At 65.6% G+C, this 3,400-nt stretch carries 2 pseudogenes; one reads left to right on the top strand and one right to left on the bottom strand.

Annotated elements, in window-relative coordinates:
- A pseudogene (locus ACFDS3_RS19785) lies at positions 1–2,852 on the bottom strand (hypothetical protein); the annotation flags it as partial.
- Between the two features lie 194 nt (positions 2,853–3,046).
- On the opposite strand from ACFDS3_RS19785, the pseudogene ACFDS3_RS19780 reads away from it, so the two are divergent.
- A pseudogene (locus tag ACFDS3_RS19780) lies at positions 3,047–3,400 on the top strand (hypothetical protein); the annotation flags it as partial.

Here is a 3,400-nt window from a genome sequence, read left to right as displayed (position 1 = left end):
GTCTCGTCGCTGTAGACGAGGCCCTTCGCCACGCCCGCCGAGTTGCGGAACCACAGAAGGCGGTTGGCATCACCGTCGAGGACGATGTTGCCGTTGTTGGCTTCGATCGTGTCGGTGAACACCTTCCGGCCGCCGATGGACTGGTAGCCGAAGGTCCGCACGACGGTGTTGTCCACCCCGGCACCCGAGACACTCGAGACCGCACTGTCGACGTAGGCCTTGTTCGCCGCATCGGTGCCAGCCGTCGGGTCCGCCAGGCCGGTGACCTTGCGGTTCAGCATGTCGATGCCGGAGGTGGTCATCCGGAAGCGCTCGGCGCCGCCGGCCGAGAAGCCAATCACGTTCTCGGAGCTACGGAAGAAGCCGGTGTTGTTGTCGGTGCTCCAGCTCATGGCAGGGGAGCCGGCCGAGCCGTCACGCACCATGGTCTGGTCGGCATAGAGATCCCGGTAGTTGCTGTTCCCACCATCGGTGAAGTGGAAGCCATCCGAGCGCGCCCGGATCTGGGCCCACCAGTCGCCCGGGTTGTGGAACAGCACACTGACCTCATCGGCCGCACCACCCGAAGAGGCGCGCAGCTCGAGATGGTTCGCGCTGGTGTTGGCCGGGGCGGCCGGGACGTTGACCTGCACGCCGTTCGTGAAGCTCTTCGCGCCTGCGATCGACTGGTTGCCGAAGGTCCGCACGACGGTGTTGTCCACGCCGGCGCCGGACACGGCGCTGTCGACATAGCTCTTGGTCGCCGCGTGGTTGCCCGCGGTCGGATCGGCCAGGCCCGTCACCTTGCTTCCCAGCATGTCGAGCCCGCCGGTGGTCAGGCGCATGCGTTCGCGACCTGCCGCGGTGAAGCCGATCACGTTCTGATCCTTCAGGAACAGGCCCGTATTCGTGTCGCTGCTCCAGGTGAAGGTCGGCTGCGCTTCGGTGTCCGCGTAGATGCCCTGGAAGCCACCGCCGGCGGTCGAGGTCGCATTGAATGTCGGCGCCTGAACGATGCCGCTCGAAACGACCCGGCCATCCTGGAGCAGGGCGATCTCCGATTTCACACCGGTGCCGGCGCCGTTGTCATAGGCACGCAGCTTCACCATGCCGGTCGATTCCTCCTGGTAGAGGATGCCGAGGTTCTTGCCAGCGGAGTTGCGGAGCCACAGGTGGCGGTTCGAGGGGCCATCGATGTAAATCGAGGAGCCCTTCGTCACGATGCGATCGGAGAAGTCCTTGGCACCACCGATGGACTGGTATCCGAAGGTGCGCACGACGGTGTTGTCCACGCCGGCGACGCCGGAGACCGCGGTGTCCACGTAGCCCTTCGTCACCGCGTGGTTGGCCGCGGTGGGGGCCTGGAGGCCGAAGATCTGCTGGCCGTTCATGTTGAGCGCCCGGGTCGCCGTGTGGTCGCCCAGATTGTCGGCCTTGCCGCCGCTGGGCCTGCTGTCCACATAGGCCTTCGTGGCGGCATCCCCGGCGTCCACGGGGGTCGCAAGACCGGTGATCCGGTTGTTGCTCATGTCGAACGGGACCATCGACTTGGCTTCCGAGCCGCCGATGCGGAAGACCTCGTTGCGGTCGGACGAGAACGAGATCTGGCCCTTCGTCGGGTTGTAGAGGCCGGTATGAACGTCGTCGATCCACGACAGGGTGGGCGCGATCGTGCTGTCCCCCTTGCGACCGTAGAAGCCGGTGACCGAGGCCTTGAAGCCGTCAGCGTAGAAGGTCTCCTTGCCGTAGACGTCATCCGTGAAGGTCTTCACGCCGCCGACCGACTGATCGCCGAAGGTGCGAACGACGGTGTTGTCGACACCAGGTGCGCCCGCGATGGCGGTGTCCACGTAGGACTTCGTCGCCGCATCGCTGCCGCCCGTCGGGTTGGCCAGGCCGAGCAGCCGGCGGTTCGACAGGTTCACGTCGCCGGTGAAGGTCTTTTTGCCGCCGATGGTCTGCGCGCCGCTGGTGCGAACGACCGTGCCGTCGACACTGATCGTCGGGTTGGAGCCGAGCGACCCGCCGCCGGTGAGGCCGTCGCCGGTGTTCACGGTCTGGGTGCCGCGCGCATAGCGCGCGTCGCCCCAGGAGGTGCTGAAGGAGATCGTGCGATCGGCGCTGAGGTCACCACCGCCGGTGAGGCCGGTCCCGGTGTTGATCCGGCGGGCCTCGTCGACACTGGTCGAGGTGCCGTTGGTCACGGCCTGATCGACATACTGCTTGTTGACGGCCGAACCAGGGGTCGTCGCCGTCCCGAGATTGATGATCTCGAAGTTCGATGCGTCGATGGTCTGGGTCGCCGTATGGTCGCCCATGTCGTCGCCGGTCCCCGCGATGGCGGTATCGACGTAGCTCTTGTTCGCCGCGTCCGTCGCCGCGGTCGGCGGCGCGATGTTGGTGATCTTGAAGTTCGACATGTTCAGGGTCTTGCCGGCCTGGTGGCTGCCCAGGTCGTCGCCGGTCTTCAGGCCGTTGATCCTGTTGTCGACGTAGCCCTTCGTGGATGCATCGTCGCGGTTGACCGGGTTCGCCAATCCGGTGATCGCGCCATTCTGCAAGCGGAGATCGCCGCCGTCGGTGACGTAGATCGACCCGCCGCCGGAGACGGCCAGGCTGTAGCCGCCGGTGATCTCCATGCCGCGCGTCGCCTGGATCTTCTCGGTGCCGATGTGGTTGCCGAGGTTGTCACCCTCGAACGGCTTCACGGCCTCTTCCTGGCCCTGCGGCGTGCGCTCAGTGTTGGCGCTCATCGTGGGCAGGTTGATCTCGTCGAGCTCCTCCTGAGAGTCGGCGAAGGCAGGGGACGCCATGACCAGCGCTACCGCGGATCCGGCGAGAAAGCGGGAAAGGCTGCTGTTCGACAGGCGCATGGAATGGCTCCTCATAAACCGTGCTGTATCGGGCCAGCCTGTTCTCGCACTCCGAAAATCGCAAATGCACGGCTGAACCGGGGCCACGTATCCACGATAGATAGCAGCTTGCCCGCCGATCTGGTATGACGTTTTTCGCAAATTTCCTGTAATCCACAGGAACAGCATTCCCAGACCGAGCAAGAGGCAGTCCGATGAAACCGACAGATGAGCAGGCGGCGATCCATGAAGCAGGTGCCGCGCTGCGCCCGGGCGACAACCTCAAGGTCATTGCCTTCGCCGGCGCCGGCAAGACCACCACGCTCAAGGGCGTGGCCCAGGCGCGCGGTGACCGCGGCGCCTATCTCGCCTTCAACTCGGCCATCGCCTCGGAGGCTCGCGCCAAGCTTGCCATGACCCGCTGTTCGGCCTCGACCATGCACGCCCTCGCCCTTGGCACGGTGCGCGAGCTGATCGGCTCGCCGACGAAGGTCAACGCGAGCTCGATCATCGGCACCGGCGTCATGGGGCGCTTCACCCTGCCGCGCCTGAAGGGCTGGTGCGACTAT

Origin of the sequence: Palleronia sp. (assembly GCF_042089775.1) — a bacterium.
GTDB lineage: Bacteria > Pseudomonadota > Alphaproteobacteria > Rhodobacterales > Rhodobacteraceae > Palleronia.
Note: the sequence above shows the minus strand (reverse complement) of the source record. Positions and strands in the feature narration are given on the sequence as shown.